The 7,271-nt window shown below is 38.9% G+C and carries 5 protein-coding genes and 1 pseudogene; 5 read left to right on the top strand and 1 reads right to left on the bottom strand.

Annotation, left to right across the window (positions count from 1 at the left end):
* Window positions 1–435 precede the first annotated feature (435 nt).
* Complete coding sequence (locus tag B4F91_RS09605) at window positions 436–1,629, top strand: hypothetical protein (RefSeq protein WP_286939128.1); 1,194 nt, start codon at window positions 436–438, stop codon at window positions 1,627–1,629.
* Window positions 1,629–2,093: a hypothetical protein gene (locus B4F91_RS09600; RefSeq protein WP_054983735.1), complete on the top strand. Its 465-nt coding sequence runs from the start codon at window positions 1,629–1,631 to the stop codon at window positions 2,091–2,093. Before B4F91_RS09605 ends, B4F91_RS09600 begins: the two co-directional genes overlap by 1 nt.
* 25 nt (window positions 2,094–2,118) lie before the next feature.
* On the opposite strand, the gene B4F91_RS09595 is transcribed toward B4F91_RS09600, so the two are convergent.
* Entirely contained in the window at window positions 2,119–4,206 is a 2,088-nt protein-coding gene (locus B4F91_RS09595) for a putative bifunctional diguanylate cyclase/phosphodiesterase (RefSeq protein WP_096040922.1), read from the bottom strand.
* Between the two features lie 260 nt (window positions 4,207–4,466).
* On the opposite strand from B4F91_RS09595, the gene B4F91_RS09590 reads away from it, so the two are divergent.
* The 3 genes and pseudogenes from B4F91_RS09590 to B4F91_RS09580 all read left to right on the top strand — a co-directional run.
* The gene (locus B4F91_RS09590) at window positions 4,467–5,399 is read left to right on the top strand and encodes a hypothetical protein (protein WP_004589136.1); all 933 of its coding nucleotides are present in this window, start codon (window positions 4,467–4,469) and stop codon (window positions 5,397–5,399) included.
* 22 nt (window positions 5,400–5,421) lie between these two features.
* Window positions 5,422–6,321 carry a DUF350 domain-containing protein gene (locus B4F91_RS09585; protein WP_004589137.1) on the top strand — a complete coding sequence of 300 codons (900 nt, stop codon included), beginning with the start codon at window positions 5,422–5,424 and terminating at the stop codon, window positions 6,319–6,321.
* Between the two features lie 3 nt (window positions 6,322–6,324).
* Window positions 6,325–7,271, top strand: a pseudogene (locus B4F91_RS09580) (spermidine synthase); the annotation flags it as partial.

Here is a 7,271-nt window from a genome sequence, read left to right as displayed (position 1 = left end):
CGAAAGAGCCGGGCTTTTTTACGTGTGCAGAAAAGTAAAAATACATTCCAGATATTATTCGCACAGTCTCCATCACCTCCGTAGCGTGGGTTGAGTATCACGAAACCCGCGGATAAAACACAACACAGAGCTCAAACTCTTTGTAGTAATACCAATACGCAATAATACTTAATCATTTTGCCTAGCTATCAACACGTTTTTCCACCCTCAAATAGATCACTTAATTAAGCGAATTGGTATTACAGTACACGCAAGTCTCTTAACTTAACTAATCTATTAAGATGTATAAAAATAATAGCTTATAGTTCAGAGTATTTTGATCCACACTCTTTAACTTTGACTATAGTTATACCTCATAATAATTATCCTGCAGAATTATAAAATGTCGTTACTTTTTAATATTCAGCGCTTTTTTATCTAGGTTGCTGAGTGTCTATGCGAAATAAAATATTTCAGATAATCGTTTTAATCGTGAGCCTACACCATTTACCGGCTAAATCGGATGAGTTTGATTTTTCAGGCTACGCACGTGTTATTGGTGGTTATTTAGATGAAAAAGATGTCGAATATAGAGGCTACGATGACAGTCTTAACTTTTCACCATCAAGTTTAATAGGTCTTCAAGCTGAGTATCAGTTTAATACAAACTGGTCAGTGACAGCACAAGGATTATTTAGATCTGATAGCACAACGGTATCTGGTGAGAGTGGACTTGAATGGCTGTATTTAACTTATACGCCCACAACAAACCTACAGATAAAAATCGGTAAGCTGCGAACCCCATTTTTTACAATGAGCGACTTCTCTGATGTAGGGTTTGCATACCCATGGATCAATCCGCCACAACAAGTATACGACACGTACTTATTTAAAACATTTAATGGTATTGATGCTATTTACAAATTTGGCTCAGATGACTTTGATATCAGTATTGAAGGGTACTATGGCGAAGAGTCGGGAAGTATTGGCATAGGCCCTTTTAAAACAGGTTTTGAGGTGGATAATTTAGTGGGTGTGATAGGGAAGTTGAATATTGAAAATATAGAATTTAGGGCTTCAAGGTATAACGGTAACATAGCGCTAGATCTTAAATCGATTAACCAACTACAAGATATTTTAGAGAATTTTAATTTTAGCCAAAGTGCAGCATCGCTGACAACGCAGGGCAGTGCGCATGCAGATCAATTTGGTGTTATTTATGATAATTTAGATTATTTTTTTAGAGGTGAGTGGGTAAAGATTAAAACACAGTTAGATATAATTCCGATTATACAAAGCTATTACTTAACCGTAGGCTATAACGATGCACCTTTTACTTATCATTTAACCTTTGCAGACAGCGATGTAGAAATTAATGCCAATCAGAATGAAATCCCTATTGGTGCTAATGTAGAGCTTGATCAGCTGGCACAGGCTTATAACAGCGTGTTTGCAGAGTCGGCGCCTGACTCACTAAAAACATGGACACTCGGTATACGATGGGATGTGCTACCTAATCTGGCATTAAAGGCGGAAGTATCTGCTTTAGAGGGCGATGAGGTTAGTAATTCTTTTTTTGTTATCCCTGAGGATGTTAGCTTTAATAGAAAAACGAATCTTTACCTTATTGGCTTAGATTGGGTATTTTGATGATGTACTCTAAGTTAACTTACGTGATTAGACATATAATACTGCTGTGTATTTTTACTTGGTCATTATTGTTTATCAGCGTACAAGCCTACGCGGATAATAGCCATACCACTAAAGTGATCATTGTTGTTAATACGGCCAATAAAAACTTAGCTTTGAGTAAGCAGCAAATTCGCCATATTTATATGGGCGGCGCGATGAGTCGTCAATTTAAAGCAGTAAATTTACCCGCCGGAAACCCGTTACGAATCGATTTTAATACGAAATTGGTTGGCTTAACCGAATCAAGAATTCAGGCTTATTGGGCTCAGATGAGGTTTACAGGGCGTAGCAAGCCACCCGTAGAATTTAGCTCGACTAAAGAAATTATTGCGTATTTATTGAAAGAAGAAAATGCAGTTGCTTATTTACCTGCTGATACAAAAATTCCGGACGAGCTAACTGTTGTAACGCTAACGCCTTAATTTATGATTAACTAGTAGCGCTGACTTATTTTAAAGTTAGCGCTTTAAATGCCTCTTTTGCCTGGGCTTTAGCTGCTGGAATGTGTGCTATGGTTACAGGCTTTGCAAAATAATACCCTTGCATTTCATCACTGCCATTTTCAATTAGGTAGTTAGCCTGGCTGGCTGTTTCTATACCCTCACTACATACTTTTAAACCTAGGCGTTTACTTAAATCGAGTATGGCCTTTAATACCGCCGCATCCTTTTCTGAGCTATCAAATTGATTAACGAACATACGGTCAATTTTGATGGTATCGATATCTATTTTTGTCAGGTAGCTTAGCGATGAATAACCCGTTCCAAAATCATCAAGGGCTATAGACCCGCCCATTTGTTTTATTTGGTTAAAGAATTCATTGGAGTTTTCAAAATTATCGAGATAGCTTGATTCGGTTATTTCAAACTGGATATTTGCAATGTCGACGTTGTATTTAACCAATTTATTTTTTACAACATCAATAAAGTGATTATCTTTAAGATCATGGCTCGATAGGTTTAAAGAAACGAGTACATGGTTACCTATAGTTTGCTTTAGTGTGGGTAAATCTTGAAATACCCTGGAGACAACCCACTGTGTGATTGCTTTTATTTTACCTGCTTGCTCTGCAATGGGTATAAATTCGCCTGGTGAAATAAAGCCAAGCTCTTCACTGTGCCACCTAATAAGGGCTTCAAGGCCATTAGCCTCACCATTGGCAGCTATTTTTAACTGATACACAACTTCAAACTCATTTTGCGCAATCGCATGACTAATTAAATTAGCCACTTGAGCCATTCGCTTGCTGTTTTCTAACATTTTTCTATGGAAAACGGTGTACGACCCTTTACCTTTTTCTTTTGAGGCATACATTGCGATGTCTGCATTACTAATCAATGTATTAATGTCAAACTCGGCCTCTTTAGCGTGGGCAATACCAATACTTACCCCAGTGGGTATATCCCACTGGTTAATAGTAAAAGGTGTTTGCATTGAGCTGATAATTTGCTCCGCGATATTAATAACGTCGGTGTAATTATTTATATTACGCAGCATTATTAAAAACTCATCACCCCCTAAGCGTGCAATAACATCGTTTTCGCGTAAGTGCTTTTTAATATTACTGGCTACCGCCTTTAAAAGTAGGTCGCCCGTTTCATGGCCAAGTGTATCGTTAACACCTTTAAAGCTATCTACGTCAAAAAACATAATAGCTATATCTTGATGATTATTTTTACAGCGTGTTAATTCTTCTTTTAGTAAGCCCATAATAAACATACGATTAGGTAAGCCAGTTAATATATCGAAGTTAGCTAAGTGCTCCATTGATTGCTTTTGCTTTAGTAGTTGTGCGGTGTTTTTTTGATTAGTGAGCACTTGGGCATTAATAGTGTTAAGTAAGTTATTAATATCTTTGCCAAGTTGCGATACTTCGTCGTTGCCCGAGCCTTGGTATTGGAGTTGATAGTTAGTTGTTTTTTCTACTTTTTGTGTGAATTTAGAAAGTTTTAATAGCGGGCTTAATAAATGTTGGTATATCCAAAAAGAGATGAGGATGGTGATCACGATACTAAAAATAACGATAGGGGCTGCACTATAAAATAAGCTCGCTTTGCTTTCATTAAGGGGCTTATTAAAATCCTGAACAATTAATAAGTAGCCTACAGGGAACTGCTCCTCACCAATTGTTTTTAAGGCAACTAAGCCTTGATTAGTAACACTGACGGTACGGGGCAAACTTTGCGGTTTGATGCCCTTTAGCTGTGGAGAAAAATCCTCGAACTTTAAGTAATTAGGGTGCACGTAGGACTGTATTAGCTGCCAATTACTATCAAATACATTTACAAACTTTATGTGCTCGTACCTATCTAACCCCAAGAGCTCAGTTGTAATAGAAAATAAATCTATCTCTTGCGACATAACACGTAACAAATTATCTGAAATATTTGATGACATAGCATCGAGGTTTTCTTCAACTGATTGGCGGTATAAATCCTCGTGCTCATTAATAGCTAAATAAAAAACAAAACTAGCGCTTAGTACAATTAAACAAGTCGTAATAATAATAAATTTGTTACGAATACTATGAAACATTTAGCCAAATCCCTTCTTACTGTCATGCTCTTTCACTAAAAGAGTTATTACTTATTGTTGTTATTTATTAATAGAAGGCTTACGCGTAGCGCTGATGTTACTTACTAAATTTGTAAGTAAAAGAATGTGTTTAAATTCATAGAGTAACTATAGCTGGTTATTTTATTTTAGGCAGACTTACTTTGTTGCAATTTCATTCTTGGCTTAATAAGTGACCTGTGTAAGACTAATGCGGTTATTTATTAAATCAGGTGACATGAATGTCGAATATAAAAGCTTGGAAACTTATGAGCCTGTTTTGTTTGTTTGCAGTGCTTATGGGTTGTCAATCTAAAGAAGAGCAACTACAACAAACAATTCAAGAGTCTATTAAAAAGGCAGATGTTGAGCTTGCACAGCTTGGTACCGCGCTTGATAATGGGACTATACGTAATGCTGTATTGCTTAAAGAATATGGCAAACTCCTTAAACAGCAACAGCCAGAACTTAGTCAGGTTGTTGATGTAATTACCCTTGATGCTACAAGGCAGGGTGCCCTTTACAGTGGTTTAACACAACGACTTAAAGATATTAAAGGCACTTATTTAATCCCTCCTTACGAAGATACGCTACACAGTATTGATTTACTACGTGAGGCGGCTAAGCCTACGCTGTTTTCTGATGCGTTAACGGACCCGATTAATATGCTAGCGGATATGTCTAAGGGCAGCCTTGCGCGCGTTGGTGCTATTAGTAAAGAGGCAGAGGGCGCAGGCGAGGGTAATCAATTGGTGGGCAACCCTAATTACGGTAACTGGCAAACTAATAGTAATGGTATTAGCTTTTGGCAGTGGTATGGCATGTACCGTATTTTAGGCGATGTATTTGACCGTGTTGAATACGGACGTTGGAGCAGCCGCCGTAAATATAGCTATTACAACGATTACGGCCGCTATCGTTACTCAAGCCCTAAACAAATTAAAACGCAAAGTGCTTTAGAAACGCGTACGCGACAATCGTACCAACGCCAAGGCAAACAGTTTACTAGCCCTTATGCGAGCAAAAAAACGGGTGCCTCGGGTTTAAGCCGCAGTAGTTATACACCGCCTAAAAGCCGCAGTAGTTACTCGCGTTCGAGTAGTTATAGCAACAGCTCTGGATCGGTACGCAATAGCGGTAGCAGAACCTCTCGTGGCGTGAGCCGTGGTAAGTAAAGAATAAGTTGGAGTTAGAAATATGTACGAATTTAATGGAATAACTACGTGGTCGCTACAAGCTTTGGCGATTGATTTTGCAATTATCGTGTTGTTATTTGTAAGCCTAAAATACATTAAGGGCTGGGTTTCAAACCTTCATGCAAATGACGAAATAACAGAACGTGATAACTTTGCTTTTGGTATTAGCTTTGCGGCAGGCTTAGTTGCACTTGCCATTGTATTAACGGGTGTGAGTAGTGGCGCCTTTGCTGCGTCGTTACAACAAGAAGCCCTGCAAATGCTAGGCTATGGTGTATTAGCCATTGTACTGATTAAATTAGGCCACTTTTTTCAAGACAAGGTCGCGCTTCGCAAAGTCAGCCTGCACGACGAAATTGTAAAAGGTAATGTAACAGCCTCTATTATCGACTTTGGTCATGTAGTGAGTGTGGCTATTGTGATTCGCTCTGCACTTTTATGGGTAGCAACAGAGGGTTGGCACGGGCTGCCTATCGTTATTGCTGCCTTTATTATTGGCAGTGTTGCACTACTGCTTGTAAGCCAATACCGCGTACAATTATTTAAGCGTACCAATAAAAGCGGTGATTGTTTACAACAAGCCATTATTGATGGCAATTTAGCTGTAGGTATACGCTACGCAGGCTTTTTAGTAGGAAGTGCCTTAGCTATTACTGCGGCATCAGGTATTGCACCGTATGCGGCCGATAACATTAATGCTAGCCTGCTTTATTGGGCTATTAGCGCGATTGTAAGTTTAGTGGCATTCATCATTTTGCATTTAATCACCATCAAAATAATTTTATCAGGTTGTGATATTTCAGATGAAGTTAACCGTCAGAAAAATGTAGGTGTAGGTGCTATTTCTGCTGCAGTGTCGTTTGCTGTCGGTATTACTATGGCAACCTTACTAGGCGCATAATCAGTGTCATCAACTACAACTAGCCCAAGTAAATCACGTTTACTTGGGCACGATATTTTACTAATAACTGTTATGGCCGTACTCGCTGGGTGCGGCCTTATTTATGAATACTTACTTTCGCATTACGCAGGGCGGGTACTGGGCTCTGTAGAGAGTGCTATCTATGCCATGATTGGCACAATGATAGTTGCCATGGGCTTAGGCGCATTTTTAGCCCGTTGGTTTAAAGATGCCTTTACCGCCTTTGCTTGGCTTGAAAGTATTATTGCCCTGGTTGGCATGGGCTGTATTCTGGCAATAGCCGGTGTAATTGCTGTAAGTTATTCACTTCCTCATTTGTTTTCTAGTATTTTTAATTTACCGCCAGATGTTGTGCTCAATGGCTATGTATTTCAAAAGCTGCAAGAGTGGTCACGCTTTTTACCTTATGTGTTTGGTTTAGTACTGGGTTTATTTATTGGTATGGAAATACCGCTTATTGCACGTATTCGCCAACATGTGTACGGGCGTTTTTTAGAAAACAATGCAGGCACTATTTATGGTGCCGATTATATTGGCGCGGGTATTGGTGCGGCTATTTGGGTAAGCATTATGCTGGCGATGCCTATAATGCAAGCTGCAGCGTGGACAGCTCTTTTTAATATACTGGCAGGGCTCGCCTTTTTATGGCGCTACCATGCTCATGTGCGCTTTGCTAAGGCACTTCTGATCTGCCATATAGTGTTATTGGCACTGTTTGGGTTTATTTTAGTGATGGGAAGTGGCTGGATGAACAGCTTAAGTAATGTACTTTATAAAGATAAAGTTATTTACTCACAAGCAACTAAATACCAGCATGTAGTATTAACCGAGCGCTTAAGTAAAAACCAGCCAGCGCCTATCACCGACTTGTATTTAAATGGACGTTTACAGTTCTCGAGTATTGATGAGCAAATATATCACTCAATGCT

It is taken from the genome of Pseudoalteromonas sp. UBA6610 (genome assembly GCF_002433295.1).
GTDB lineage: Bacteria > Pseudomonadota > Gammaproteobacteria > Enterobacterales > Alteromonadaceae > Pseudoalteromonas > Pseudoalteromonas atlantica.
The sequence above is the reverse complement of the archived record's forward strand: the minus strand, read 5'-3'. Positions and strand labels throughout refer to the sequence as shown.

Coding starts and splice junctions, on each gene's coding strand:
- B4F91_RS09605 (WP_286939128.1), top strand. CDS start 436: ATGCGAAATAAAATATTTCAGATAATCGTTTTAATCGTGAGCCTACAC.
- B4F91_RS09600 (WP_054983735.1), top strand. CDS start 1,629: ATGATGTACTCTAAGTTAACTTACGTGATTAGACATATAATACTGCTG.
- B4F91_RS09595 (WP_096040922.1), bottom strand. CDS start 4,206: ATGTTTCATAGTATTCGTAACAAATTTATTATTATTACGACTTGTTTA.
- B4F91_RS09590 (WP_004589136.1), top strand. CDS start 4,467: ATGTCGAATATAAAAGCTTGGAAACTTATGAGCCTGTTTTGTTTGTTT.
- B4F91_RS09585 (WP_004589137.1), top strand. CDS start 5,422: ATGTACGAATTTAATGGAATAACTACGTGGTCGCTACAAGCTTTGGCG.